Origin of the sequence: uncultured Serinicoccus sp., from assembly GCF_947487915.1 — a bacterium.
Classification (GTDB): domain Bacteria; phylum Actinomycetota; class Actinomycetes; order Actinomycetales; family Dermatophilaceae; genus Ornithinicoccus.
In genome coordinates, this window is record NZ_CANKYH010000006.1 from 185,050 (window position 1) to 210,938 (window position 25,889).

General features: G+C 72.8%; 22 protein-coding genes and 1 pseudogene. 13 read left to right on the top strand and 10 right to left on the bottom strand.

Features of this window, described 5'->3' with window-relative positions:
- Nucleotides 1-86: 86 nt before the first annotated feature.
- The 5 genes from Q0795_RS09470 (at nucleotide 87) to Q0795_RS09490 (ending at nucleotide 7,641) form a co-directional block, all read left to right on the top strand.
- Nucleotides 87-1,040: an ABC transporter ATP-binding protein gene (locus Q0795_RS09470; protein ID WP_298889121.1), complete on the top strand. Its 954-nt coding sequence runs from the start codon at nucleotides 87-89 to the stop codon at nucleotides 1,038-1,040.
- Nucleotides 1,040-1,879 (top strand): ABC transporter permease, encoded by an 840-nt coding sequence (locus Q0795_RS09475; RefSeq protein ID WP_298889123.1) that lies wholly within the window; start codon nucleotides 1,040-1,042, stop codon nucleotides 1,877-1,879. Before Q0795_RS09470 ends, Q0795_RS09475 begins: the two co-directional genes overlap by 1 nt.
- Nucleotides 1,880-1,988: 109 nt before the next feature.
- On the top strand, nucleotides 1,989-5,924 hold the full coding sequence (locus tag Q0795_RS09480; RefSeq protein WP_298889125.1) for a multifunctional oxoglutarate decarboxylase/oxoglutarate dehydrogenase thiamine pyrophosphate-binding subunit/dihydrolipoyllysine-residue succinyltransferase subunit: 3,936 nt from the start codon (nucleotides 1,989-1,991) through the stop codon (nucleotides 5,922-5,924).
- Nucleotides 5,921-6,973: an N-acetyltransferase gene (locus Q0795_RS09485; RefSeq protein WP_298889127.1), complete on the top strand. Its 1,053-nt coding sequence runs from the start codon at nucleotides 5,921-5,923 to the stop codon at nucleotides 6,971-6,973. The genes Q0795_RS09480 and Q0795_RS09485 overlap by 4 nt, the downstream gene beginning before the upstream one ends.
- Complete coding sequence (locus Q0795_RS09490) at nucleotides 6,970-7,641, top strand: GDSL-type esterase/lipase family protein (protein WP_298889129.1); 672 nt, start codon at nucleotides 6,970-6,972, stop codon at nucleotides 7,639-7,641. Before Q0795_RS09485 ends, Q0795_RS09490 begins: the two co-directional genes overlap by 4 nt.
- A gap of 58 nt (nucleotides 7,642-7,699) precedes the next feature.
- Here the strand turns inward: Q0795_RS09490 and pheA are convergent, their stop codons facing one another.
- On the bottom strand, nucleotides 7,700-8,608 hold the full coding sequence (gene pheA, locus Q0795_RS09495) for a prephenate dehydratase (RefSeq protein ID WP_298889131.1): 909 nt from the start codon (nucleotides 8,606-8,608) through the stop codon (nucleotides 7,700-7,702).
- Between the two features lie 24 nt (nucleotides 8,609-8,632).
- The gene (locus Q0795_RS09500; protein ID WP_298889133.1) at nucleotides 8,633-10,123 is read right to left on the bottom strand and encodes a sugar transferase; all 1,491 of its coding nucleotides are present in this window, start codon (nucleotides 10,121-10,123) and stop codon (nucleotides 8,633-8,635) included.
- Between the two features lie 278 nt (nucleotides 10,124-10,401).
- On the opposite strand from Q0795_RS09500, the gene Q0795_RS09505 reads away from it, so the two are divergent.
- Nucleotides 10,402-10,770: a S26 family signal peptidase gene (locus Q0795_RS09505; RefSeq protein ID WP_298889135.1), complete on the top strand. Its 369-nt coding sequence runs from the start codon at nucleotides 10,402-10,404 to the stop codon at nucleotides 10,768-10,770.
- Here the strand turns inward: Q0795_RS09505 and Q0795_RS09510 are convergent.
- The 4 genes from Q0795_RS09510 to Q0795_RS09525 are packed head-to-tail and all read right to left on the bottom strand — an operon-like array spanning nucleotide 10,761 to nucleotide 14,114.
- Entirely contained in the window at nucleotides 10,761-11,342 is a 582-nt protein-coding gene (locus tag Q0795_RS09510) for a low molecular weight phosphatase family protein (RefSeq protein WP_298889137.1), read from the bottom strand. The two genes, Q0795_RS09505 and Q0795_RS09510, sit on opposite strands and share 10 nt — an antisense overlap.
- Nucleotides 11,339-11,821 (bottom strand): tRNA (adenosine(37)-N6)-threonylcarbamoyltransferase complex ATPase subunit type 1 TsaE, encoded by a 483-nt coding sequence (gene tsaE, locus Q0795_RS09515; protein WP_298889139.1) that lies wholly within the window; start codon nucleotides 11,819-11,821, stop codon nucleotides 11,339-11,341. The genes Q0795_RS09510 and tsaE overlap by 4 nt, the downstream gene beginning before the upstream one ends.
- A complete protein-coding gene (gene alr, locus Q0795_RS09520) occupies nucleotides 11,818-12,999 on the bottom strand; it encodes an alanine racemase (RefSeq protein WP_298889141.1) in 1,182 nt (393 codons plus the stop codon). The genes tsaE and alr overlap by 4 nt, the downstream gene beginning before the upstream one ends.
- Nucleotides 12,996-14,114 carry a 3-isopropylmalate dehydrogenase gene (locus tag Q0795_RS09525; RefSeq protein ID WP_298889143.1) on the bottom strand — a complete coding sequence of 373 codons (1,119 nt, stop codon included), beginning with the start codon at nucleotides 14,112-14,114 and terminating at the stop codon, nucleotides 12,996-12,998. The genes alr and Q0795_RS09525 overlap by 4 nt, the downstream gene beginning before the upstream one ends.
- A gap of 97 nt (nucleotides 14,115-14,211) precedes the next feature.
- Between Q0795_RS09525 and leuC the strand changes: the two genes are divergently transcribed.
- The 4 genes from leuC (at nucleotide 14,212) to leuA (ending at nucleotide 19,371) form a co-directional block, all read left to right on the top strand.
- A complete protein-coding gene (leuC, locus tag Q0795_RS09530; protein ID WP_298889145.1) occupies nucleotides 14,212-15,648 on the top strand; it encodes a 3-isopropylmalate dehydratase large subunit in 1,437 nt (478 codons plus the stop codon).
- Nucleotides 15,648-16,247 (top strand): 3-isopropylmalate dehydratase small subunit, encoded by a 600-nt coding sequence (gene leuD, locus Q0795_RS09535; protein ID WP_298889146.1) that lies wholly within the window; start codon nucleotides 15,648-15,650, stop codon nucleotides 16,245-16,247. The genes leuC and leuD overlap by 1 nt, the downstream gene beginning before the upstream one ends.
- A gap of 231 nt (nucleotides 16,248-16,478) precedes the next feature.
- Nucleotides 16,479-17,495, top strand: coding sequence for a TerC/Alx family metal homeostasis membrane protein (locus Q0795_RS09540; protein ID WP_298889149.1), 1,017 nt, complete (start codon nucleotides 16,479-16,481; stop codon nucleotides 17,493-17,495).
- A gap of 127 nt (nucleotides 17,496-17,622) precedes the next feature.
- Nucleotides 17,623-19,371 carry a 2-isopropylmalate synthase gene (gene leuA, locus Q0795_RS09545; protein ID WP_298889151.1) on the top strand — a complete coding sequence of 583 codons (1,749 nt, stop codon included), beginning with the start codon at nucleotides 17,623-17,625 and terminating at the stop codon, nucleotides 19,369-19,371.
- A 181-nt stretch (nucleotides 19,372-19,552) separates the two neighbouring features.
- On the opposite strand, the gene Q0795_RS09550 is transcribed toward leuA, so the two are convergent.
- On the bottom strand, nucleotides 19,553-20,011 hold the full coding sequence (locus Q0795_RS09550) for a VOC family protein (protein WP_298889153.1): 459 nt from the start codon (nucleotides 20,009-20,011) through the stop codon (nucleotides 19,553-19,555).
- Nucleotides 20,012-20,071: 60 nt separating this feature from the next.
- Between Q0795_RS09550 and Q0795_RS09555 the strand changes: the two genes are divergently transcribed.
- A complete protein-coding gene (locus tag Q0795_RS09555; RefSeq protein ID WP_298889155.1) occupies nucleotides 20,072-20,539 on the top strand; it encodes a transcriptional repressor in 468 nt (155 codons plus the stop codon).
- On the opposite strand, the gene Q0795_RS09560 is transcribed toward Q0795_RS09555, so the two are convergent.
- Genes Q0795_RS09560 through glmS form a run of 3 tightly spaced genes read right to left on the bottom strand, consistent with a single transcriptional unit; the run spans nucleotide 20,536 to nucleotide 24,343 of the window.
- On the bottom strand, nucleotides 20,536-22,062 hold the full coding sequence (locus tag Q0795_RS09560) for a bifunctional ADP-dependent NAD(P)H-hydrate dehydratase/NAD(P)H-hydrate epimerase (RefSeq protein ID WP_298889156.1): 1,527 nt from the start codon (nucleotides 22,060-22,062) through the stop codon (nucleotides 20,536-20,538). The two genes, Q0795_RS09555 and Q0795_RS09560, sit on opposite strands and share 4 nt — an antisense overlap.
- 1 nt (nucleotide 22,063) lies before the next feature.
- A complete protein-coding gene (locus Q0795_RS09565) occupies nucleotides 22,064-22,441 on the bottom strand; it encodes a holo-ACP synthase (RefSeq protein ID WP_298889157.1) in 378 nt (125 codons plus the stop codon).
- Between the two features lie 42 nt (nucleotides 22,442-22,483).
- Nucleotides 22,484-24,343 (bottom strand): glutamine--fructose-6-phosphate transaminase (isomerizing), encoded by a 1,860-nt coding sequence (glmS, locus tag Q0795_RS09570; protein WP_298889159.1) that lies wholly within the window; start codon nucleotides 24,341-24,343, stop codon nucleotides 22,484-22,486.
- 86 nt (nucleotides 24,344-24,429) lie between these two features.
- Here glmS and coaA point away from each other — a divergent pair, with 86 nt between their 5' ends.
- Together coaA and Q0795_RS17245 are read left to right on the top strand one after the other, a co-directional pair.
- Nucleotides 24,430-25,386, top strand: coding sequence for a type I pantothenate kinase (gene coaA / locus Q0795_RS09575; protein WP_298889162.1), 957 nt, complete (start codon nucleotides 24,430-24,432; stop codon nucleotides 25,384-25,386).
- A pseudogene (locus tag Q0795_RS17245) lies at nucleotides 25,383-25,886 on the top strand (MFS transporter); the annotation flags it as partial. The gene coaA and the pseudogene Q0795_RS17245, both read left to right, overlap by 4 nt.
- Nucleotides 25,887-25,889: the final 3 nt, after the last annotated feature.

Sequence of the window (25,889 nt, forward strand, 5' to 3'; positions counted from 1 at the left end):
CCTCCCCCCGCAGGATGAGCCGGGGTCCGCACGGATCCCTCCACCGGTGGATGTCCGGGCCGACGTCGGCTGGTTGACTGACGCCCATGACGACACCACCTGCGCCGTCGCCGTTGGGGACCGGCATCAGCGTCCGCGGCCTCACCAAGACCTTCGGCTCCTTCACCGCCGTCGACGACCTCAGCTTCGAGGTCGCGCCCGCCCGGGTGACCGGTTTCCTCGGTCCCAACGGCGCCGGCAAGACGACCACCCTGCGCATGCTGCTCGGCCTGGTGCGCCCCACCTCCGGGGAGGCGCTCATCGGCGGACGGAGGTATGCCGACCTGCCCGCGCCCATGGGCACCGTCGGGGCGGCCCTGGAGGCGACCGGCTTCCACCCCGGACGCAGCGGCCGCAACCACCTGCGGGTGCTCGCGGCGAGCCACGGGATCCCCGACCGCCGGGTCGACGAGCTGCTCGAGCTGGTGGGCATCCCCGCCGCCGCCCGCAAGAAGGCGGGGGGCTACTCGATGGGGATGCGTCAGCGCCTGGGCCTCGCGGCCGCGCTGCTCGGCGACCCGGACGTGCTGCTGCTCGACGAGCCCGCCAACGGCCTGGACCCCGAGGGGATCCGCTGGATGCGCGGCTTCATGCGTCACCTCGCGCAGGAGCAGGGCAAGACCGTGCTGGTCAGCTCGCACCTGCTCGGCGAGGTGGAGCAGACCGTCGAGGACGTCGTCATCATCGCCAACGGGCGGATGGCCCGCCAGGGGACCATCGACGAGCTGCGCGGCGAGCCGGCCGTGCTGGTCCGCGTCGCCGACCCGGCCGGGCTGGCCCGGGTGCTGCAGGAGGCCGGGCTCGACGTGCAGCCCGAGGACGGTGGCCTGCGGGTGACGGGTGCCGACGGCGCCTGCATCGGGGAGGCCGCGCACGCCGCCGGTCACCCGGTGCACGAGCTGCGCCCGCTCCGTACGGACCTGGAGCGCCTCTTCCTCGAGCTCACCGAGTCGCCCGAGCACCGCAACCGCAACCTCGCCACCGGGACGGAGGCCGCCTGATGATCTCGCTCGTGCGCGCCGAGCTGCGCAAGTACTTCACCACCCGCCTCTCCTGGTCGATGCCGCTGGCCATGGCCGTGCTGGGAGGCCTCTTCGCCGCCCTCCAAGGGCTCTTCCTCGCCGTCATCGGGGAGTTCCCCGGTCCGGACGGCTCGATGATCGTGCCGGCCGAGGCGTTCGGGGAGGACGTCGTGGCCCGGCTGGTCTACACGGGTGGCGTGCAGATCGGCTACCTCCTCGCGCTCGTGCTCGGCATCCTGTCGATGAGCGGCGAGTTCCGGCACAAGACGATCACCGCCACCCTGCTCGCCGCTCCCCGCCGTGGCCAGCTCATCGCCGCCAAGCTCGCCTCGGTCGCCGTGATCGTCGCCGTCAACTCCGTGGCCTTCACCCTCGGCAGCGTCGTGGGCGGCGGTCTGACCCTGGCGCTCGGCGACGCGAGCCTCTTCCCGGACCCGGCCGGGCTGCTCGCCACCTTCGCTCGGATGATCCTCGTGCTGGTGCTCTGGGGCCTCATGGGCTTCGGGCTGGGGGTGCTCATCACCAACCAGGTGGTGGCCCTCTTCGTGGGCGTCGGCGTCACCCTCCTCGTCGAGCCCCTGCTCGGCCTCGGCCTCACCTTCGTGGAGCAGCTGGCGGACGCCTCCAAGTTCTTCCCCAGCCAGGCGAGCATGAGCGCCCTCGACCTCTTCGCCGGGGTCGACCCGGGCATGGCCCAGTCGCTGGGCGGTGCGCAGGACGCCCTGTCGTGGGGCTGGGGCACCCTGGTGCTCCTCGGGTATGCCGCGTTCATGGCCGCCCTGGGTTGGCTGCTCACCTCCCGGCGCGACGTCGCCTGACCTCGCGCCCCTGCCCCTGCGGCCGGAGGGGCAGGGGGATAGGCTGGGCGGCGCACATGCAGCGGACGCATGCTGGTCGTCCCCGGACGTGAGATGAGGCGCTAACCCCGTGGCCAACCCGCCGAGCAGCGACACCACCACCGACTTCGGAGCCAACGAGTGGCTCGTGGAGGAGATGCGTGAGCAGTTCGACCAGGATCCGGGGTCGGTCGACCCTTCCTGGCGACGATACTTCGAGAAGGGTGGCGGGGGCACCAGCGGCAACGGCTCGGGGTCGGCAGACCGCTCGGGGGACGGCGCGTCCGGGGCGCAGGACCGGGCGAGCAGCAACGGCTCGAGCCCCGCACGCGGGTCCACCCGGACCCGCCCGGCCCCCTCCTCCGGACCGAAGGTGGCCCCGGCACCACCTCGCGAGTCCGCGGACCGGGGCGGCAGCGGCAGCACGGCCAAGAGCGGCACCGGCACGAGCACCGAGGGCAGCACCGGCGGCAGCACCGCCACGAAGAGCGGCGGGGGCAGCCCCACCGCCGGAGCGCAGCAGTCGGACGCCCCGGCGTCCACCCCGCCGGCCGAGGCCGGCAGCACCGAGCAGAGCACGAGCACGAAGGCACCGATGTCCCGCGAGGCACCCGCCCCCAAGAAGACCGGCCCCCAGGAGGACGTCACCCTCACCCCGCTGCGCGGCGCGGCGGCCCGGGTGGTGTCCAACATGGACACCTCGCTGGAGGTGCCGACCGCGACGAGCGCCCGCAACCTGCCGGCGAAGCTGCTCATCGACAACCGGACGGTGATCAACAACCACCTGGCCCGCAGCCGCGGCGGCAAGGTGAGCTTCACCCACATCATCGGCTACGCCATGGTCCGGGCGCTGCGCGCGATGCCGGCCATGAACAACGGTTTCGCGGAGGAGAACGGCAAGCCGAACCTCGTCGAGCCGGCCCACATCAACCTGGGTCTGGCCATCGACGTGCCCAAGTCCGACGGCACCCGCCAGCTCCTCGTGCCCAGCATCAAGAGCGCCGAGGAGATGAGTTTCTACGAGTTCTGGAGCGCCTACGAGAAGGTGGTGCGCAAGGCCCGCGACGGCAAGCTCACCCTCGAGGACTTCCAGGGCACGACCATCACCCTCACCAACCCCGGCGGGATCGGCACCCTGCACTCGGTGCCCCGGCTCATGAAGGGTCAGGGCACGATCGTCGGCGTCGGCTCGCTGGACTACCCGGCCGAGTGGCAGGGGGCCGCCACCGAGCGCATCCTGGCCAACGGGGTGAGCAAGATCCTCACGCTGACCTCCACCTACGACCACCGCATCATCCAGGGTGCCCAGTCGGGGGAGTTCCTCAAGATCATGCACCAGCTGCTGCTGGGGCAGGAGGGCTTCTACGACGACATCTTCACCTCGCTGCGGATCCCCTACGAGCCGATCCGCTGGCACCCGGACATCGCGGCCACCCACGACGACGACATCTCCAAGCCGAGCCGGATCCAGGAGCTCATCCACGCCTACCGGGTCCGCGGGCACCTCATGGCCGACACCGACCCGCTGGAGTACCGCCAGCGTCGGCACCCCGACCTCGCCATCGAGAACCACGGCCTCACGCTGTGGGACCTCGACCGCGAGGTCCCCACCGGAGGTTTCGGCGGCAAGCCACGGCTCAGTCTGCGCCGCATCCTGGGGATCCTGCGCGACACGTACTGCCGCACGGTCGGCATCGAGTACATGCACATCCAGGACCCCGACCAGCGCGAGTGGTTCCAGAAGAAGCTCGAGGTGCCCTTCGAGAAGCCGGCCCCCGCGGAGCAGCTGCGGATCCTGCGCCGGCTCAACGCGGCGGAGGCCTTCGAGACCTTCCTGCAGACCAAGTTCGTCGGGCAGAAGAGGTTCAGCCTGGAGGGCGGCGAGTCGGTCATCGCCCTGCTGGACAAGGTGCTCAACCGCGCGGCGGACGACGGCCTCACCGAGGTGACGATCGGTATGCCGCACCGCGGCCGGCTCAACGTCCTCGCCAACCTCGCGGGCAAGTCCTACGGCCAGATCTTCCGCGAGTTCGAGGGCAAGCAGGCGGCCGGCTCGGTCCAGGGGTCCGGCGACGTGAAGTACCACCTCGGCACCGAGGGGGAGTTCACCACGGAGGACGGCAAGACCACCCGTGTCTACCTCGCGGCCAACCCCTCGCACCTGGAGGCGGTGAACCCGGTTCTGGAGGGCATCACCCGGGCCAAGCAGGACCGTCTGGTCCGCGAGACCGACGCCGACCTCAGCACGGTGATGCCGGTGCTCATGCACGGCGACGCGGCCTTCGCCGGCCAGGGGGTGGTGCTGGAGACGATGCAGATGTCCGAGCTGCCGGCCTACCGCACCGGCGGGACGCTGCACATCGTCATCAACAACCAGGTGGGGTTCACCACCGCCCCGCAGCACTCACGCTCCTCGGTCTACTGCACCGACCTGGCGCGGACCGTGCAGGCACCGATCTTCCACGTCAACGGGGACGACCCCGAGGCCGTGGTCCGGGTCGCCGAGCTCGCCTACGAGTTCCGGCAGAAGTTCGGCAAGGACGTCGTCATCGACCTGGTGTGCTACCGGCGCCGCGGCCACAACGAGGGCGACGACCCCTCGATGACGCAGCCGCTCATGTACGACCTCATCGAGGCCAAGCGCTCGGTCCGCAAGCTCTACACCGAGTCGCTCATCGGCCGCGGGGACATCTCGGTCGAGGACGCCGAGGCGGCGCTGCGCGACTACCAGCGTCAGCTCGAGAACGTCTTCACCGAGACCAAGAAGGCGCTCAAGGGCGAGAGCGACGACGGCGGCGGCGGGCTCGAGCGCCCGCACGCCCAGGAGGAGGGTGACGCGGCGGCCCGGCCGCGGCCCACCGCGATCTCCGACCAGGCCCTCCGGGACATCGGGGACGCCCTCGCCACCCCGCCGGAGGAGTTCACCGTCCACACCAAGCTCGCCAAGCTGCTGTCCTCCCGACGGCAGATGGCCCGCGAGGGCGGGATCGACTGGGCCATGGCCGAGCTGATCGCCTTCGGGTCGCTGGTCACGGAGGGCACTCCGGTCCGGCTCGTCGGCCAGGACAGCCGGCGCGGCACCTTCGTGCAGCGGCACGCCGTGCTGACCGACAAGGACACCGCCTCCACCTGGACTCCGCTGGACCACCTCACCGACGACCAGGCTCCCTTCGAGGTCTACGACTCCCTCCTGTCCGAGTTCGCGGCCATGGGCTTCGAGTACGGCTACTCGGTGGAGAAGACCGACACGCTCGTGCTCTGGGAGGCGCAGTTCGGCGACTTCGTCAACGGCGCGCAGACGGTCGTCGACGAGTTCATCAGCTCCTCGGAGCAGAAGTGGGACCAGCGCAGCTCGGTGGTGCTGCTGCTGCCGCACGGCTACGAGGGGCAGGGACCGGACCACTCCTCCGCCCGCATCGAGCGCTTCCTGCAGCAGTGCGCCGAGGACAACATGAGGGTGGCCTACCCCTCCACCCCGGCGTCCTACTTCCACCTGCTGCGCTCGCACGCCGTCGCGCGGCCCCGTCGCCCCCTCGTGGTCTTCACCCCGAAGGCCATGCTCCGCCTCAAGGCGGCGGCGAGCGCGGTCGAGGACTTCACCGACGGCACCTTCGAGCCGGTGCTGCCGGACCGGGTGGACCTCGACCGGGGCGCCGTGGACCGGGTGCTCATCGCCTCGAGCAAGCTGGTCTACGACCTGGAGGACGAGCGCACCAAGCGGGAGGACGAGCGGACCGCGATCCTGCGGGTCGAGCAGCTCTATCCCGTCCCCGGCAAGCAGCTGGCGGCGCTCACCGAGCAGTACCCCGACGCGGAGCTCGTCTGGGTGCAGAACGAGCCGAAGAACCAGGGAGCCTGGCCGTTCATGGCCCTCAACCTGCCGGACGCGCTGCGCCAGCACGGCGAGGAGCGCCCGCTGCGGGTGGTCAGCCGCCCGGCCTCCGCCTCGCCGGCGACCGGGTCGGCCAAGGTCCACGCCGTCGAGCAGGCTGCCCTGCACGACGCGGCCTTCTCCCGGCGCGCATGAGCACGGCGACGCACGCCCCGGCACCCCTCCCGGAGGGCATGTCGGCGGCGAGCCCGACCGAGGCGGACCTGGACGACCTGGTCCGGCTGCTGCGCCGGCACGAGCACGAGGCCCGAGGGTGGCCCGGGGCGCAGAGCGACTCGGTCCGTGCCGAGGTGAGCGGTCGGGGCGCCAGCACCCACCGTCACGAGATGGTGCGGGACGCCGACGGGACCGCCCGCGCCTGGCTCAGCCTGCACGACCGGGCCGCCGGGCGGGTGCTGGTGGGGGTCACGATCGACCCCGACCTGCCGGACGAGCACGCGGACCCGCTGGCGGACTGGGCCTTCGACCGCGTCCAGGAGTTGGGGCGGGAGCTGCTGGAGGAGCGCGGTATGCAGCGCACCCAGCTGGACTCCGGGGCCTTCGCCGACGATGAGCGCCAGCAGCGGTGGTTGCGGGCGGCCGGGTACGAGCACGTCCGGGACTGGTGGCAGATGACCCGTCCGGTCGACCCGGCCGCGGACGACGAGACCCCCGAGCTGCGAGAGGGCGTGGAGATCTTCCGGGTGCGTCAGGACGACGGGGTGGGGATGCCCGACGAGGACGACCTGCGGGCCGTGCACCTCGTCCTGGAGGAGTCCTTCGCCGACCACTTCAACTCCTACCGCGAGACCTTCGAGGAGTTCGTGTCGCGGCTGCGCGAGGACCCGGGCCACCGCTGGGACCACTGGTGGCTGGCCACGGTGGACGGTGAGCCCGCGGGAGCGGTCGTCGCCTCCATCAGCCGCGGCAGCATCGGTGCGGACGGCACGGCGTCGCCGGACAGCTCCTACATCGACTACATCGGGGTGCACCGCCGGGCGCGCGGCCGCGGGGTCGCCAAGGGTCTCCTGCGGACCGTCGTCGCGGACGCGGCGGCCCGGGGCCGCTCCTCGGTCGGTCTGGAGGTGGACGCGGACTCCCCCACCGGCGCCGACGGGCTCTACCGCTCGTTGGGCTGGGAGACCCGCTACGTCACGCAGTCCTGGCACCGCATGGTCAGCCTCGACGCGGAGGGTGAGCGGTGAGCGCGGGCGACCACGGCGGACGCGTCGAGCTGGAGTACGCCCCCAGCGCCGACTTCCAGGTGGCCGACGGGCCCCGGGACATCGGTCTGTGCTTCGTCGGTGACGGTTTCGTCGCCGGGTATGGCGATCCCAAGGCCCTGGGTTGGGTCAACCGCGTGGTGGGCCGGACCGATCGCGGGGGGACGGACACCGACATCACCAGCTACAACCTCGGGGTCCGGGGCGCCAGCTCGGCCGACGTGATGAACCGGTGGAGGGGCGAGTGCCCCGCCCGGTGGCAGGGTCGCGGTGAGCGGCGTCTCGTCATCGGCGTCGGCGCCGAGGACGTCGACCAGGGGATCACCACCGCACGCTCGCGGCTCAACCTGGCCAACGTGCTCGACGAGGCGAGCTCGACGGGCATCGCGACCTTCCTCGTCGGCCCCACCCCCACCCTGGACGCGGAGGTCAATGCGCGGCTCCAGACGCTCGCCGATGCGCTGGCCGACGTGTGCTCGCGGCGGGGAGTGCCCTTCGTCGACTGCTTCACCCCGTTGCTCGGTCACGACCAGTGGCAGTCCGACCTCGCCGCCGGCGACACCGTCCACCCCGGTCAGGCGGGGTACGGGCTGATGGCCTGGTTGGTCCTCAACGGGGGCTGGGCCACCTGGCTGCAGCTGGACGGCTGAGCGCCACGAGGCTGCCGGCCCTCGGGCGGCCCTCCCGCTCCGGCGGGTGGGCGGGGGGTCAGAGCCCCTCGAGCCACGAGCGCGCCTCGTCGTAGGCCTGCTCGTCGGCATGGACGGGGACCGGCCGGGCCTGGCCGTCGGCCCGGGGGTAGGACCCCAGGAAGCGCACGTCCCGGCAGGTCCGGCGCAGCCCCAGCAGCGCCTCGCCCATCCGCGGCTCGGAGACGTGACCGTCGGCGTCGATCCAGAAGCAGTACTCCCCCAGTCCCTCCCCGGTCGGGCGGGACTCCAGCCGGGTGAGGTCGATGCCCCGCACGGCGAACTGCTCGAGCAGCTCCAGCAGGGCCCCGGGACGGTTCTGCCAGATGAGGGCCACCAGGGTCGTGCGGTCGGCGCCCGTGGGCGCGCCCGCCGGGGCGGCGTGCCGCAGCACGACGAAACGGGTGAGCGCGCCGGCCCGGTCGGCGATGCGCTCGGCCAGCCGGTCCAGGCCGTAGGACCGGGCCGCCTCGGCGGAGGCGATGGCCGCGTCATAGGTCCCCTCCGCCACCGCCTGCGCGGCCCGGGCCGTGGACGACTCCGGCACGAGCTGCGCCTGCGGCAGGTGCCGCGCCGTCCAGGCCCGGGTCTGGGCGGCCGCGTGGGGGTGCGTGGCCACGACCCGCACCTGGTCCTGGCTCGTCCCGGGGCGGGCCAGCAGGTCGAACTGCACCTCGACGAGGACCTCCTCGACGATGCGCACCCGCTCCTGGTCGAGCAGGGCCTGCAGGGTCGCAGGGACCGACCCCTCGACCGAGTTCTCGAAGGGGACCACGGCGGCGTGGGCCTCCCCAGCCACCAGCCGCTGCAGGGCCTCGGCCACGGTCGGCACCGGGGTCGCCTCGTGCTCCTGGCGGGTGTCCCACTGCCGCACAGCCTGCTCGGTGAAGGTGCCGGCCGGGCCGAGGTAGGCGATGCGCGAGGTCACCCCGGAACCCTAGCCGAGCATCCGTCAGTAGGCTCCGCTGTCCGTGCTCACCACCACGCGCGCCGTGCGCCACATGATCATGAGGTCCAGGATGGGGTTCCAGTTCTCGACGTAGTAGAGGTCGAGGCGGACGGCCTCGTCCCAGGACAGGTCGCTGCGTCCGCTGATCTGCCACAGGCCCGTCATGCCCGGCCGGACCAGCAGTCGGCGGTGCGTGTCCTCGGCATACTCCGCCACCTCGCGGGGCAGCGGCGGCCGCGGACCGACGAGGCTCATCTCGCCGCGCAGCACGTTCAGCAGCTGCGGCAGCTCGTCGAGGGAGTAGCGGCGGATGAAGGCACCCACCTTGGTCACCCTCGGGTCGTGCTGCATCTTGAACAGCGGCCCCGCACCCTCGTTGGCGGCGGTCAGGTCGGCCAACCGGTCCTCCGCGTCCAGCACCATGCTGCGGAACTTGAACATCGAGAAGCCGCGGCCGTCCTGGCCCACCCGCTCCTGCCGGAACAGCACCGGGCCGCGGTCCTCGAGCTTGACGGCCAGCGCCACGGCGAGCATGACCGGGCCGAGGAGCAGGGTGACCGCCAGCGCGGCGAGCCGGTCCATGACGTTCTTGAGCACCCGCTCGGGGCCCACGAAGCGAGGAGCCTCGACGTGGATCAGCGGCAGCCCCTGCACCGGGCGCGTGAGAACCCGCGGGCCGGCGACGTCCATGATGCCGGGTGCGACCACGAGGTCGATGTCGGTGGCCTCCAGGGCCCAGCCGAGCTGCCGCAGACCGGTGGTGCCCAGACCCGCGGAGGAGGAGACCGCGACGACGTCGACGTGGTGCTCGAACGCCTTGAGCAGCACGTCGGACTCCGGCCCCAGGACCGGCACGCCGGCCACCTCGCCGCTGGCGTCGTCGACGCAGGCGCCGAGCACGTGGTAGCCGGCGTCCGGCGCCCGCCCCAGCGCGCCGACCAGCCCGGCCACGTGGTCCGCGTCACCGACCAGGATGACCCGGTCGGAGAGGTCGCCCTTCTTGCGGCGGGCGACGAGCCAGCGCCGCGCGCCCCAGCGACCGGTCAGCAGCAGCAGCGTGCCGAGCGGGTAGGCGAGCAGGACGAAGCCCCGCGCGAACTCGATCTGGAAGGCGAACCCGAGGATCGCCAGCACGGCGAACACCCATGTGGACCCCTGGAACACCTGGCGGTACTCCTGCACCCCGTGCCCGACGGTCCGCCCGTCGTAGGCGCGTTGAATGTTCAACGACAACACCCAGGCGACGACCAGACCCAGGGCGACGTAGCCGTAGCCGATGCTGAGCCCGCCCACCGACTGCTCGTCGAGGCCGAAGCGGGTGACGTAGGCCACCAGCACCGCGGACGTCACCAGCACCAGGTCGAGGACCTTGAGGGTGGTGAGGTAGCCGCTGAGGTAGCGGCGCGCCCGGTGCGGGGCCTTGCGGCCGCCGTTGGGCAGGCTCTCGGAGTGCCTGAGGGCGTCCGGGATGACGAAGGGTCTCGCCTCGAACACGCGGGAGACCGCGGTGTCGTGCGAGTCCCTGAAAGCTGTCCCTGTTGCTGTGCCTGTGATCACGGTCACGGGAGATTTCCGTCCTGTCCCTGCGCGAAGAATGCTCTCCCCAGAGCAAATCTCCTTACCAAATCTTTACCTACTTCTCAGTTAAGCACTGAACCGTCGGTACGTCTACCCCGCAACGCCCCCGATGTTCGCCCTCCCGACACCTTCTGGTCCCCCGGGTCCGCCCTGGCGTCCGCGCCGACCCCCCGTCGTGCCCTAGGTTAGCGCCCGTGCCCTCCCACCGGAACGACGTGCGCCGGCTCGGTCTGGCCCGCGTCTCCGGCAGCTCGATGTCGCCCACCCTCGAGGCCGGGGACACCCTCGTCGTCCTGCACGGGGGGCGGCCCCGCGTCGGCGCGGTCGTCGTCGTCGCGCTGCCGGCCGACGAGCGCGGCACACCCCGCCCGGTCGCGGTCAAGCGCCTCACCTCGGTGCGCCCGGACGGCGCGCTCTGGATCAGCTCCGACGGCACCGGCACGGATTCCCGCCAGCTGGGTCACCTCCCCCCCGACGCGCTCGTCGCGGTGGCCCTGCTGCGCCTGCCCCGGCGACGCCCGCTGAAACCACCGCGGTTGCTGCGGCGGGCCGCTCAGCCCTGACCGAGCGCCCGGGCCAGCGCGGGGAGGACCTCGCGGACCTGCTGCTCGAGGGCGGCATACACCTCGTCGGACCGGCGGTAGGGGTCCACGAGACCGGCGGAGGAGGTCCGCCCCACCGTCCCTCGCTGTGCCCGGGCCGAGTGGGCGAGCCCGGCCAACGCCTCCACCGGGTCGCCCCACCGCGGCCGCGCCTCGGCGGGGACGGCGTCCGCCAGGGCGGCGAACTCGTGGACGGTGAAGGTCCGCCGCAGCGCCCGCGGGTCGAGCCGCACCACGTCCGAGCGGTGCTCTGGCGTCGCCGTGAGGACCAGGTCCGCGCCGGCCACGACCTGGTCGGTCAGGGACCGCGCCGCGAAGCCCTCGGGGTCGCCCCCCAGCCGCCGGAGCAGCTGCGCGGACCGTTCGTCCATGGCCGAGCCCACCAGCGCCCGGGTGCCGGCCGAGCGGACCGCCACGGCGCCCGGCCCGTGGGCCACGTCGACCTCCCGCTGGAGCAGCCGCTCGAGCAGGGGCGAGCGGCAGACGTTGCCGGTGCAGACCACGAGGACGGTCGGGATGGGGGCCGCGGTCACGGGCCCTCCCTCTCCAGGACGCCGCCGGCCCATCGGGGTCCACGGCCCCGCAGGACCGCCCGGCGCGACTGGTCCTGCAGCGCCTCGCTGCCGGAGCGCTGCAGGAGCACCTCCAGCCGGTCCTGGGTCAGCACCTCGGCGAGCCCCTCGCCCCACTCGACGACGGTGACCGACTCCTCCAGGGAGGCGTCGAGGTCGAGGTCGTCGAGCTCGGCCCCGTCGGCGAGCCGGTAGGCGTCGACGTGCACCAGGTCCGGTCCACCGGTCGTGGAGGGGTGCACGCGGGCGATGACGAAGGTCGGTGAGGTCACCGGGCCCCTGACCCCCAGACCCTCCCCCAGACCCTGGGTCAGGGTGGTCTTCCCGGCGCCGAGATCACCGGTGAGGACGACGAGGTCGCCGGCCCGCAGGAGGGCGCCCAGGCGGCGGCCGAGCGCACGGGTGTCCTCGGCCGCGGGCAGCTCGACGTGCTCGCTCATCGTCCGGCCTCCCCGACGTGGCGGCGCGGCAGGCGGGGCCCGAACCTGCTGACGATCTCGTAGCTGATCGTGCCGGCCGCGTCCGCCCACTCCTGCGCCGTCGGTGCCCCGTCGACGTCCCCGCCGAGGAGGTGCACCTCGTCGCCGGCCGCCACCGGGACGTCGCCGACGTCGACGACGAACTGGTCCATGCAGACGCGCCCGGAGACCCGGAAGCGTCGCCCGGCCACCTGCACCGGCCCGGTCCCGGAGGCGTGCCGGGGCACCCCGTCGGCATACCCGATGGGCACGTCGACCACCGTGGTCGCCTGCTCCGGGGCGTAGGTGTGGCCGTAGGACACGCCCTGCCCCGCGGGGATCCGCTTGACCACCGCCACCCGTGCGCTGACGCTCATGGCGGGACGCAGCCCCAGGTCGGCCGCGGAGGCGAGCTCGGGGACCGGTGACAGGCCGTAGACCGCCAGTCCGGGGCGGACCATGTCCCAGGCCGCGGCCGGCGTGGTCAGGGTGGCGGCCGAGTTGCTCAGGTGACGGACCTCGAGGTCCAGCCCGGCCCGCTCGGCGAGTCGCACGGCGTCGGCGAAGGCCTCCTGCTGCGCGCGGACGGTGGGGTGCTCCGGCGCGTCGGCGTAGGCGAAGTGGGAGAAGACCCCCACCACTCGGACCACCCCCTCGGCGCTCAGGGCTGCCGCGTGCCGGACGAGCGCCTGGAAGTCGGTGCGGGGGTCACCGGGGCCGACCGGGAGGGCGAAGGCCCCGCCCCGGGAGAGACCGGTGTCGACCTTGAGCTGCACCTGCGCGGTCCGGCCCGCCCGACGGGCCGCCGCCGCGAGCAGGTCCAGGGCCCAGGGGGCCGAGGCCGCCACCTGGACGTCGACCGCCAGCAGCGCGTCCGTGTCCACCGAGGGCGTCAGCAACCAGCACAGCAGCGGCGCCGCCACCCCTGCCTGCCGCAGGGCCAGCGCCTCGGCCGGCTGGGCGACCCCCAGTGCCGCTGCCCCTCCGGCGAGCGCCGCACGGGCGCTCGGCACCAGACCGTGCCCGTAGGCATCCGCCTTGACCACCGCCATCACGCCCGCGGACCCGGCGTGCCCACGCAGGACGCCCACGTTGTGCGCGATGGCGTCCAGGTCGACCGTGACCTGCGCCGGCCACGGGGAGGCGCCCGCGTCGCTCACGCGGACATCACCTGGGCGAGCTGGCTCATCAGGCTGTCCTCCACGACGGGGGCGGAGCGCTGCGCCACGGCGGCCGCGATCCGCCCACCCAGCTCGCCGGTGCTAGCCCCCATCCCCGCACCGGCCAGGGCCGGCAGGTCGGCGAGCACCTGCGCCGTCGCCCCCTCGACGGCGGCGGCGGCCTCCCCCTCGCCCAGGTGGCCCAGCATCATGGCGAGCGAGAGGCAGGCACCGGCCGGGTTGGCCCAGCCGCGCCCGGCGATGTCGGGGGCCGAGCCGTGCACGGGCTCGAACATGCTCGGAGCCTGGCCCCCGAGGTGCAGGTTGCCGCTGGCGGCCACCCCCAGGCCTCCCTGCAGGACCGCCCCGAGGTCGGTGACGATGTCCCCGAAGAGGTTGTCCGTGACGACCACGTCGAAGCGCTCCGGGCTGACCGGGAGATACATGCACATGGCGTCCACGTGGACGTAGTCGGTCTCGACGTCCGGGTAGCGCCGCCCGACCTCCTCGACGACCGCCGACCACAGGGCACCGGCCTCCACCAGGACGTTGGTCTTGTGGCACAGCGTCAGCCGGCCCCGACGGACCGAGGCCAGGCGGAAGGCGAAGTCGACCGCCCGCTCCACGGCATACCAGGTGTTGACCGACTCCTGCACGGCCGTCCACGCCGCGGTCCCGCGGTGCACCGCGCTTCCCTGGGCGACGTAGGAGCCCTCGGTGTTCTCCCGGACGACCACGAGGTCGCACCGCTGCGGCGTGAGCCCGGCGACCGGCGTCGGCACCCCGGGGTAGAGCCGGACCGGGCGCAGGTTGACCGCCTGCTGCATCGCGCCGCGCAGCGCGAGGATGATCCCGCGCTCGAGGATCCCCGGGGGGGCCTGGGGGCTGCCGATGGCCCCGAAGAGGATGGCGTCGTGGGACCGCAGCCGCTCGACCATCTCCGGCGTGAGCAGCTCACCCGTCCGCACGTAGTGCTCGGCGCCGAGCGGGACGTCGGTGCGTTCGGTGGTGAACCCGAAGGCCTCCTGCGCCGCGTCGAGGACCTCCAGGGCCGCGGCGGTCACCTCGGGGCCGACCCCGTCGCCGGGCAGGACTGCGATGGAGTGGGAGCGCATGAGTCGTCGGACCTCCGTGACGTCACGTCAAGGGATGGGCTTACAGTGGCGTCATTGTCTCGCACCGCCCCCACCAGCGAAACGGAAGGGTCGACCCATGTCCGCGTCATCCGGGCTGACGATGGCCGAGAAGCTCTGGGCCCAGCACGTCGTGCGCTCCGCCGACGGCGAGCCCGACCTGCTCTACATCGACCTGCACCTGGTCCACGAGGTGACCAGCCCGCAGGCCTTCGACGGCCTCCGGGAGAAGGGCCGCCCGGTCCGCCGCCCCGACCTCACGCTGGCGACCGAGGACCACAACGTGCCGACCACGCTGGGCCCGGTCACCGACCTCACCTCCCGCACCCAGCTAGAGGCCCTGCGGACCAACTGCGCGGAGTTCGGGATCGTCCACCACGAGCGGGGGCAGAGGGGGCAGGGCATCGTCCACGTCATCGGGCCCGAGCTGGGGCTCACCCAGCCCGGGATGACCATCGTCTGCGGCGACAGCCACACCTCGACCCACGGCGCCTTCGGCGCGCTGGCCTTCGGGATCGGCACCTCCGAGGTCGAGCACGTGCTGGCCACCCAGACCCTGCCGCTGCGGCCGTTCCGCACCATGGCCATCACCGTCGAGGGACAGCTCCCCGAGGGCGTCGGCGCCAAGGACGTCATCCTGGCGGTCATCCACCGGATCGGCACCGGGGGTGGCCAGGGCTACGTCCTGGAGTACCGCGGGTCGGCCATCGAGTCGCTCTCGATGGAGGGCCGGATGACCATCTGCAACATGTCCATCGAGGCGGGGGCCCGGGCCGGCATGGTGGCCCCGGACGAGACGACCTTCGACTACCTGCGGGGACGGCCGCACGCCCCGTCGGGCGCTGAGTGGGACGCCGCCGTGGCCGCGTGGCGGGACCTGCGCACCGACGACGACGCCGTGTTCGACGCGGAGGTCGTCATCGACGCCGCCTCCCTCACCCCCTACGTCACGTGGGGGACCAACCCCGGCCAGTCCGTGCAGCTCGGCGAGGCCGTGCCCGACCCGGCGCTGGCCGGCGACGAGGACGCCCAGGACACCGCCCGCCGCGCCCTGGACTACATGGGCCTGGACCCCGGGACCCCGATGCGCCAGATCGCCGTCGACGCCGTCTTCCTCGGCTCCTGCACCAACGGGCGCATCGAGGACCTGCGCCTGGCGGCCGACGTCCTGCGCGGGCGCCGGGTCGCCGACGGGGTCCGGATGCTCGTCGTGCCCGGCTCCCACGCCGTGCGCCAGCAGGCCGAGGAGGAGGGCCTGGACGAGGTCTTCACCGGCGCCGGGGCCGAGTGGCGGTTGGCCGGGTGCTCGATGTGCCTCGGCATGAACCCCGACCAGCTCGCGCCCGAGGAGCGGTGCGCCTCGACCTCCAACCGCAACTTCGAGGGCCGACAGGGGGCCCGTGGCCGGACCCACCTCGTCTCGCCCGCGGTGGCGGCGGCGACCGCCGTCCGCGGCACCCTCTCCTCCCCGACCGACCTCGACCCCGCCCGCGAGCCGCAGGAGGTGACCGCCTGATGGACCCCTTCACCACGCATACCGGGATCGGTGTGCCGCTGCGCCGCTCCGACGTCGACACCGACCAGATCATCCCCGCCCAGTGGCTCAAGCAGGTCTCCCGCACCGGCTTCGACCAGGGCCTCTTCTCGCGCTGGCGCGAGGACCCCTCCTTCGTCCTCAACACCGAGCCCTACGCACGCGGCTCGGTCCTCGTCGCCGGCCCGGACTTCGGCACCGGCTCCAGCCGCGAGCACGCGGTGTGGGCGCTGCAGCAGTACGGCTTCCGCGCCGTGCTGTCCAGCCGGTTCGCGGACATCTTCCGTGGCAACTCCGGCAAGCAGGGCCTGCTCACCGCCCAGCTCGACCAGGGCGACATCGAGCTCATCTGGAAGATCCTCGAGGCCGAGCCCGGCACCGAGGTCACCGTCGACCTGCCCGCCCGGTCGGTCACCTGCGGCGACCTGGTGACGACCTTCGACGTCGACGACTACGTCGCCTGGCGGCTGGAGAACGGCCTGGACGACATCTCCCTGACCCTCGGGCACGAGGAGGACATCTCAGCCTTCGAACGCGGCCGACCGTCCTGGAAGCCGACCGTCACGCGGGCCGTCGGCTGACCGACCCCGACCGGCGCCGGGCCAGCGGTGCCGCCCGCCGGGGGCCGCGTCGACGCGCCGGTCGCGTTGACACCCCGGCCCCGGCGTTCCTAAGGTGGTCCCACCTCGAGGGGAGTATTTCCCGAATGTCGCGTCGGTCATGACGCGGGGCCCATGCCCCGCTCGGCGCGCGCCCTGTCGCCCAGGGTGAAAGAGACCTCGATCCGCGCCGTCGTGATCGGAAGGTCTTCCATGACGCCCCTCCCCCTGGCTGCTGCCGGCAGCGCCTCGTCCACCAGCATCGCCGACCCGATGCTCTGGGCCCTGACGCTCGGCGGCGTCGTGCTGCTGCTGGCCTTCGACATGGTCCTCACCCGTCGGCCGCACGCGGTGTCGATGAAGGAGGCCCTGGCGTGGTCGGCCTTCTACCTGGCGCTGCCGCTGCTCTTCGGCCTCTGGGTCTGGCAGCAGTTCGGGAGCCAGACCGGGCTGGAGTACTACACCGGCTACCTCGTCGAGAAGTCGTTGTCGGTCGACAACCTCTTCGTCTTCATCCTCATCCTCACCGCCTTCGCCGTGCCCCGCGAGCTGCAGCAGCGGGTGCTGCTCATCGGCATCATCGGCGCGCTGGTGCTGCGCGGTGTCTTCATCGCCCTGGGCGCCGCGCTCATCGCCAACTTCGCCATCACCTTCCTCGTCTTCGGCCTCATCCTGCTGGCGACCGCGTGGAAGGTCCTCAAGGACGCCCGCGAGGACAGCCACGTGGAGGTGGCCAAGCTGCCCGCCGTGCGCCTCACCCGACGCTTCTTCGCCGTCACCGACGACTACCGCGGCACCCGCTTCACGGTCCGCGAGGGCGGGCGCCGGGCCCTCACCCCCTTCGCCCTGGTGGCCCTGGCCATCCTCGGGACCGATGTCGTCTTCGCCGTCGACTCGGTGCCGGCGGTCTACGGCATCACCGGTGACCCCTACCTGGTCTTCGTCACCAACGCCTTCGCCCTGCTGGGGCTGCGCGCCCTCTACTTCGTCCTCGAGGGGGCGCTGGGCCAGCTGCGCCACCTCGGCTACGGGCTGTCGCTGATCCTCGCCTTCATCGGGGTCAAGCTGGTGCTGCACTGGGCGCACGGCGTCTGGGAGGGCGTGCCCACCGTCCCCACGCTGGCCTCGCTGCTGGTGATCGTCGGCATCCTCGCGCTCACCGTGCTCACGAGCCTGGTCGCCGAGCGCCGCGACGCGCGCCGGCGGGTTGACGCTGCGTCATCGTCATGAGCTAGAGTTCGGGACGATGACTCACCTGCTCCTCCTCGGCTGCCGCAGCGAGACCTCCTAGGTCCGGCCCTCGCTGCGGAGTCGCCGCTGTCCCGGACACCCAGCGCCCCAGCGAGAAGAGCCACCGATGAGCATCAGCACCGCCCCCTCACCCAGCGCCACGCGCTACCCCAACCCCCAGCAGCCGAGCGGGATGCCGGTCGGCCGCTACACGGCATACCCCGCCGTCGACCTGCCGGACCGCACCTGGCCGGGACGGACCATCACCGTGGCCCCGCGCTGGTGCGCGGTGGACCTGCGGGACGGCAACCAAGCCCTCATCGACCCGATGACACCGGAGCGCAAGCGGCGGATGTTCGAGCTGCTGGTCCGCATGGGCTACAAGGAGATCGAGGTCGGCTTCCCGGCCGCGAGCCAGACCGACTTCGACTTCGTGCGCATGCTCATCGACGACGACCTCATCCCCGACGACGTCGTCATCCAGGTGCTGACCCAGGCGCGCGAGCACCTCATCGAGCGCACCTACGAGGCCATCGCCGGGGCCCGGCAGGCCATCGTGCACCTCTACAACTCCACCTCCACCCTGCAGCGCCGCGTGGTGTTCGACGCCTCCGAGGACGAGATCGTGGACATCGCCGTGCGCGGCGCCCGGGCCTGCAAGAAGTACGAGGAGCAGCTGCCCCCGGGCACCGAGGTGTTCTACGAGTACTCGCCGGAGTCCTACACCGGCACCGAGCTGGAGTTCGCGGCCCGGATCTGCAACGCGGTCATGGAGGTCTTCGTCCCGAGCGCGGAGGCCCCGGTCATCATCAACCTCCCCGCGACCGTGGAGATGGCGACGCCCAACGTGTATGCCGACTCCATCGAGTGGATGAACCGTCACCTGGACCACCGCGAGCACGTCGTGCTCTCGCTGCACCCGCACAACGACCGGGGCACCGGGGTCGCGGCGGCCGAGCTGGGCTACCTGGCCGGGGCGGACCGCATCGAGGGCTGCCTGTTCGGCAACGGCGAGCGCACCGGCAACGTATGCCTGGTGACCCTGGGGATGAACCTCTTCAGCCAGGGTGTCGACCCGATGATCGACTTCTCCGACATCGACGAGATCCGGCGCACCGTCGAGCACTGCAACCAGCTGCCCGTCCCCGAGCGTCACCCCTACGGTGGCGACCTCGTCTTCACCGCCTTCTCCGGCAGCCACCAGGACGCGATCAAGAAGGGCCTGGAGGCCATGGAGCGCGACGCCGGTGCGGCCGGCACCGCGGTGGACGACTTCCGCTGGGAGGTCCCCTACCTGCCGGTCGACCCCAAGGACATCGGCCGCACCTACGAGGCCGTCATCCGGGTCAACAGCCAGTCCGGCAAGGGCGGCGTGGCCTACGTCATGAAGACCGAGCGCAAGCTGGACCTGCCGCGCCGCCTGCAGATCGAGTTCAGCCGGGCCGTGCAACGGCATACCGACTCCGCCGGTGGGGAGATGACGCCCGGCCAGATCTGGGAGTCCTTCACCCACGAGTACCTCGAGCAGGACGGCCCGGTGGTGCTGCACGACTTCACCAGCACCCACGTCGAGGGCGAGGACGCCGACGTCCGGCTGGACGCCCGGGTGACCGCGGCCGGTCAGGACCACGCGATCAGCGGCCACGGCAACGGCCCCATCTCGGCCTTCGTCGCCGGGCTCAACGGCCTCGGCATCGACATCCGCGTACTGGACTACGCCGAGCACGCGCTGTCGGCGGGCGAGGACGCGCTGGCCGCGGCCTACGTGGAGTGCGCGGTGGACGGCGAGGTGCGCTGGGGGGTCGGCATCGACCCCTCGACGGTCCGTGCCTCCCTGCACGCGGTCTGCAGCGCGCTCAACCGGCCGCAGGCCTGAGGGGCCCGACGGCCCGGGACCCTGGCGGCCGCGGTCGTGGCCCGCGGGGTGGGACTGCCCGTGCGCGGTCGCGGTCCTATGGGGGCCACCGGGGCACACGGTCCTGATCGGGAAGCGTCAGACCGTGTGCGGTCGTGGCCCTATGAGGGCCACCCGCGCGCACAGTCCTGATCGGGAAGCGTCAGCCGCGGCCGTCGCCGAGGAGGGTCTGACCGTCCTCGGTGACGGTCCAGAACGGGTTGTGGGCGATCTCCCACACATGGCCGTCGAGGTCGGTGAAGACGCCGGAGTAGCCGCCCCAGAAGCGGGTGGACGCCGGCCGGAGCACGGTGGCGCCCGCGGCCTCGGCGTCCTTCATCTGCTCGTCGACGTCCGCGGCGCTGGGCAGGTTGACCCCGACGACCTTGCCGCCCCAGGAGTCGCCGCTGCCGGGGGTGTCCTCGGTGTCGGAGTCGACGTCGATGCCGGAGTCGACCGCGAGGGCGGCCCGCTCCCACAGGGCGACGACCATGGCGCCGGCCTGGAAGAAGGTGATGTGGTCGGGCGAGGGACCGGGCTCCCAGCCCAGGGCCTGGTAGAAGGCGCGAGCGCGCTCGAGGTCGCTCACCCCCAGGGTGACGAGGGACACACGCTGATCCATGGCCTCAACCTAGCAACGCGGCCGACCAGGCCCGCAGCCAGCATCAGGCACACTGGAGGTATGCCGACGCCCGAGCCCGCGCAGGTCGCGCCGCACGGGCACGTGCGCGCCGCCGTGGACCTGCTCCGCGAGCGCGGGGACCGGCTGACGGGGCCGCGCCGCCGCGTGCTGGAGGCGATGGGCGCGCTGCCCGGCCACCCGGACGTCGCCGAGGTGCACGCCGCTGTCCAGGCGCGCGGGGCGACGCACCTGGCCACGACCTACCGCGCGCTGGAGCACCTGTGCGCCGCGGGCATCCTCACCCACGTGCACCTCGACCACGCCCCGCCCCGCTACCACTTCTCCGCGCGGGTCACCGGGAGCGGGCTCGAGCACGCGCACGCCGCCTGCCGCGGCTGCGGGGCGGTCCTCGACCTTCCGGCGGAGGTCCTGGAGCCGGCGCACCGGCACCTCGCGGAGCGGGGCTACCTGCCCCACCTGGGGCATACCGCGCTGTCGGTCACCTGCCCGGACTGCGTCCGGGACTAGCCTCGCAGCAGTCCGGCGACGACGGGGGCGACCGCGCCGGCGACGGAGGTGGCGCGCACCGGACCGCCGGGGTTCGCGTGGCCGGCGGCCAGCCCGTGCACGAGCGCTCCGACGGAGCCCGCCTCGCGCGGCGGCAGCCCGGCGGCGAGCAGCGCGCCGCAGATCCCGGCCAGCACGTCGCCGGCGCCCGCGGTCGCGAGCCACGGCGGCGCGTCGGCCTGGGTGCGGACCGGCACCGCCGGGTCGGGGTCGACGATCAGGGTGCTGGAGCCCTTGAGCAGCACCACGGCCCCGGTCAGCACGGCCGCGCGGCGCGCGTGCCCGACCGGGTCGGCCTGCACCTGCTCCCGGGTCACCGGCCGGTCCTCCAGCGCGGCGAGCAGGCTCGCCAGCTCGCCGGCGTGCGGGGTGAGCAGCGTCCCCGCCTCCCGGGCCCGGAACCCACCCTCGACGTCACGTCGCTCGCCCCGTAGCCAGAACGCCAGGGTCTGCAGACCACCGGCGTCCACGACCAGGGCCGTGTCCGCGTCCAGGGCCTCGCGCATGTGGTGCACCTGACCGTCGGAGCACTCCGGCTCCTCGCATCCCTGCGGGTCGATCCCCGGCCCCACGACCGCTGCCTGGACCCGCCCCGGTCCGGGCACCGCCTCGGGGCAGCTCGCCAGCACCAGGTCCTCGGCCCTGCGCGGCCCCAGGTAGCGCACCATCCCGGTCCCGGTCTCCAGCGCTGCGGTGACGCACAGCACCGCCGCGCCGGGGTAGGCATCGCTGCCGGCCACGACACCCACCACCCCCCGGGTGTACTTGTGGTCGGTCGGCCCCGGCACCGGCCAGAGGTCAGCGGCGTCGGTGTGCTCCAGGCGCTCCACGGCGGGGGGCGCCTCCATCCGGACACCGATCTCCACCACCGTCAGGACGCCGACGGCCGGCTCGGTCGCGGGGAGCAGGTGCACCGGCTTGAGCATCGAGAAGGTCACCGTCTCGTCGGCGAGGACCGTCTCGCCGAGCGCCTCCAGGCCGGCCGGGTCGGCGCCGCTGGGCAGATCCACGCTCAGCACGTATGCGGTGTCCGGCACCGCGCGCACGGCGGCGACCATCGCCCCGCGCAGGCCGGCGCGGCCACCGATGCCGAGCAGTCCGTCCACCACGAGGTCCGCCGAGGACAGCAACCCCTGCACGGCCCCGGGCAGCTCAGCGCTGTCGGGGGCGACGTCGTGGACGGTCAGACCCGCGGCCCGCGCCGCCGCCAGGCCGCCCGCGTGCAGCCGCTCGGCGATGCCGACCACGTGCACGTCCCGGTCCGCGCCGTCGACGAGCAGCGCCGCGGCGTGCAGCGCGTCACCGCCGTTGTCGCCCGGGCCCGCGAGGACCACGACCCTCCCTCCGCCACGCTCGCCGTGGCGGGCCGCGACCACCTCGGCCAGGCCGTGGGCGGCGCGCCGCATGAGCTCGCCGTCCGCGAGCCCGGCGCGCACCTCGTCCTCGGCCGCGCGGACGTCAGGGACGGCATACGCCCGGAGCATGTCAGTCTCCTCCCGGGAGCGGGGACGGGTGGGCCTCGGCGACGACCACGGCCGAGGCGACCCCGGCGTCGTGCGAGAGCGAGACGTGCAGGTGGGTGATGCCGAGCTGGTCGGCGCGGGCGCGAACGGTGCCCTGCGTGCGCAGGTGCGGTCGGCCGCTGCCGTCCCGCTCGACCCACGCGTCGGTCCACCGCAACCCGACCGGGGCACCGAGCGCCTTGGCCAGCGCCTCCTTGGCCGCGAAGCGCGCGGCCAAGGACTCGGCCCGCAGCCCGAGCTCGTCGGCCGTGAAGAGCCGCTCGCCGAGGCGGGGGTTGGCCTCGATGCGCGCGGCGAACCGCGCGATGTCGACGACGTCGATCCCGACGCCGACGATCACCGGGCACCTCGCGCGGCCCGGTCCGGCACGCCCGTCACCGGCCTACTCGACCGTGACCGACTTGGCGAGGTTGCGCGGCTGGTCGACGTCCAGGCCCTTGGCGGTCGACAGGTGCAGTGCGAAGACCTGCAGCGGGACCACCGTCAGCAGCGGCGCCAGCAGCGGCGAGGTGCGCGGGACGCGGATGACCTCGTCGGCGAAGGGCACGACGTCCTCGTCCCCCTCCTCGGCGATGACCAGGGTGCGGGCGCCCCGGGCCCGGATCTCCTGGATGTTGGAGACCACCTTGCCGTGCAGGCCGTGCTCGCTGTCCGGGGAGGGGACGACGATGAAGACCGGCTGCCCGGGCTCGATGAGCGCGATGGGACCGTGCTTGAGCTCGCCGGCGGCGAAACCCTCGGCGTGGATGTAGGCCAGCTCCTTGAGCTTGAGCGCGCCCTCCATCGCGACGGGGTAGCCGACGTGGCGACCGAGGAAGAGCACCGAGCGGGAGTCGGCCATGAAGTGGGCGATCTCCTCGACCCGGTCCATCGTGCCGAGCAGCGCCTCGATGTGGGCGGGGATGCCCTGCAGCTCGGCCATGACCTCAGCGGCGCTGCGGCCGTAGGACTCCCCGCGCAGGGCGCTGAGGTAGAGGCCGAGGATGTAGGAGGCGGTGATCTGGGCGAGGAAGGCCTTGGTCGAGGCGACCGCGATCTCAGGGCCGGCATGGGTGTAGAGGACGGCGTCGGACTCCCGCGGGATGGTCGAGCCGTGGGTGTTGCAGATCGACACGGTCCGGGCCCCGAGCTCCTTGGCGTGCCGGACGGCCATGAGGGTGTCCATCGTCTCGCCCGACTGCGAGATCGACACCACCAGCGTCCGCTCGTCGACCACCGGGTCGCGGTAGCGGAACTCGTGCGCGAGCTCGACCTCGACAGGGATGCGGGTCCACCGCTCGATGGCGTACTTCGCGACCATCCCGGCGTAGGAGGCCGTGCCGCAGGCGACGATGACGATCTTGGTCACGGCCCGCAGGTCCTCGACCGGGATGTGCAGCTCGTCCAGCACCAGGTCGCCGTCGGCGTCGGTGCGCCCCAGCAGGGTGTCGGCGACGGCGCGCGGCTGCTCGTGGATCTCCTTCTCCATGAAGGTGTCGTAGCCACCCTTCTCGGCGGCGGCGGCGTCCCAGGTGACCTCGTAGGTCTTGCCGTCGCTGGGCGAGCCGTCGAAGTTGATGACCGTGTAGGTGTCCGGGGAGATGGTGACGATCTGGTCCTGCCCGAGCTCCAGGGCCTGCCGGGTGTGCCCGATGAAGGCGGCGACGTCGGAGCCGAGGTAGTTCTCCCCCTCCCCCAGGCCGACGACGAGCGGGCTGTTGCGTCGGGCGCCGACGACGACCTCGGGCTGGTCGGCGTGCACCGCCAGCAGGGTGAAGGCGCCCTCCAGGGTGCCGACGACCTCGCGCATCGCGTCGGTCAGGTCGCTGGTGCGGCCGAAGGCCCGCTCGACCAGGTGCGCCACGACCTCGGTGTCGGTCTCGGAGGTGAAGGTCACCCCGTCCTCGAGCAGGCTGCTCCTGAGGGCGTGGAAGTTCTCGATGATCCCGTTGTGGACGAGCGCGAGCTTGCCGTCGGCACCGCCGCGGTGCGGGTGCGCGTTGGCGTCGGTGGGTCCGCCGTGGGTGGCCCACCGGGTGTGCCCGATCGCGGTGGCCGTCGGCGGCAGCGGCGCGTCGGCCAGTGCCTGCTGCAGGTTGGCCAGCTTGCCGGCCCGCTTGCGGGTCTGCACGCCGTCGTCCTCGACGACCGCCACCCCCGCCGAGTCGTAGCCGCGGTACTCGAGCCTGCCGAGCCCCTCCATGACCACGCCGAGGGCCTTCTCGCTGGTCCGTGGCCCGACGTATCCGACGATTCCGCACATGGGCTCCAGCCTACGTGTCCCGGCCCCCGCAGCCGGCATCCCCAGGCTCCGGCACGTCATCCCGTCCGCCTTGGCAGAATGCCCCCATGGGTTCGCCGGGCAGCACCGCCATCCCCTCTCCCTACGTGGAGCTCGACCGCGACGACTGGGCCCGGCTGCGCGAGGAGCATCCCATGCAGCTGGACGCCGCCGACGTCGAGCGGCTGCGGGGCCTCGGCGAGCGGCTGGACCTGGCCGAGATCGAGCAGGTCTACCTGCCCATCAGCCGGCTGCTGTCCTTCTACGAGCGCGCCACCGGGCGGCTGCACCAGGTCACCAGCGACTTCCTCGACGAGGGCCACGAGCGCACCCCCTTCGTCATCGGCGTGGCGGGGTCGGTGGCCGTGGGCAAGTCCACGACGGCGCGCATCCTCCAGGAGCTCATCTCCCGGTGGGAGTCCCGGCCCCAGGTCGACCTGGTGACGACCGACGGGTTCCTCTTCCCCAACGACGTGCTGGCCCGCCGCAACCTCATGCCGCGCAAGGGCTTCCCCGAGTCCTACGACCGCCGTGCCCTGCTGCGCTTCGTCAGCGAGGTCAAGGCCGGCAAGGCGGAGGTGACCGCTCCGGTCTACAGCCACCTCGTCTACGACATCGTCCCGGGTGAGCGGACCGTCGTCCGGCGCCCGGACGTCCTCATCGTGGAGGGGCTCAACGTCCTGCAGCCGCCGCGCTCGCACGACAACGGCCGGGCTGGGCTGGCCGTGAGCGACTTCTTCGACTTCTCGGTCTACGTCGACGCGCACGCCGGGGACATCAAGCGGTGGTACGTCGAGCGCTTCCTCGAGCTGCGCAGGACCGCCTTCGCCGACCCGGACTCGCACTTCCACCGCTACGCCACGCTCACCGACGACGCGGCCGTGGACATCGCCGAGAACATCTGGGACACCATCAACGCCCCCAACCTCGTCGACAACATCCTGCCGACCCGCAGCAGGGCCCGGCTGGTGCTGCTCAAGGGGGCCGACCACAGCGTCGACCGGGTCCGGCTGCGGCGTCTGTGACGTCCACGAGCGAGCCCCGACCCGCCGGTTTCACCGGCTTCTGGACCGCCAGCACCCTCGGCTTCGTCGCCCTGTCGACGGCCACCCTGGGCCTCGACGTCCTGGTGATCCGCGACCTGGGCGCCGACGAGGTCGAGGTGGGCGTGGTCCGGGCGGCGCAGTTCGCCCCCTACCTGCTGGTGGGGCTCCTCGCCGGCGCGCTCGTGGACCGCTGGAGACGCCGCCCGACGCTGGTCGTCACCCACCTCGCCCAGGGGGTGGTCCTGCTCCTGCTCGCGCTCCTGTGGTGGCTGGACGTCCTGACGGTATGGCGTGTGGTGGCCCTCGTCCTGGTCGCGGGGACCTTCGCGGTCTTCGGTGCCGCCGCGGAGCAGTCGGTGCTGCCCGACCTCGTGCCCCACCATGCGCTGGTGCTCGCCAACGCCCGGCTCGGCCAGTCCATGACCGTCGCGCAGTCGGCCGGCCCGCCGGCGGCGGGCGCGCTGGTCGCCGCGCTCGGGGCG